General features: G+C 67.0%; 1 protein-coding gene. It reads right to left on the reverse strand.

The window, feature by feature from the left end:
- The coding region (locus HF921_RS13790; protein WP_215893996.1) for a CsoS2 family carboxysome shell protein at positions 1-397 on the reverse strand (397 nt) is incomplete at both ends.

Raw genomic sequence — 397 nt, forward strand, 5'->3', positions numbered from 1 at the left:
GCTCCGGGAACGGGCTTGCGGTTGCAGGCCTGATATTGCGCCAGTCCGGCAGATTCTGTGCCCGTCACACTGGCGCAGGCCCCACGTTCCGTACCCGTCACGCGCTCTCCGGGGGCCGTTTCCGTACCGGTCAAAACCTGCTCGCGCAGCGTACTCATCACGCTCACCTTGTGCGGAGCGTTGCCGCCGTCGCGACACGGGCCGCCGAACGACTCCGGCTGGTAATATGGGCTGCCGGTGAGCTTGCGGCAGGATCCGGGTTCATCCCCGGTCACCCTGACGCTGCGTCCGACTTCGGTTCCACTCACGCGCTGACCCGCCTCGGTGGCGCTTACGCCGACCTTGGCCGGCGTAAGCGCCGGCCGGGTTGCGCAAAAGGATTCAAATGTGTCGGCGC

This window comes from Acidithiobacillus ferriphilus (genome assembly GCF_018854775.1).
Lineage (GTDB): Bacteria > Pseudomonadota > Gammaproteobacteria > Acidithiobacillales > Acidithiobacillaceae > Acidithiobacillus > Acidithiobacillus ferriphilus.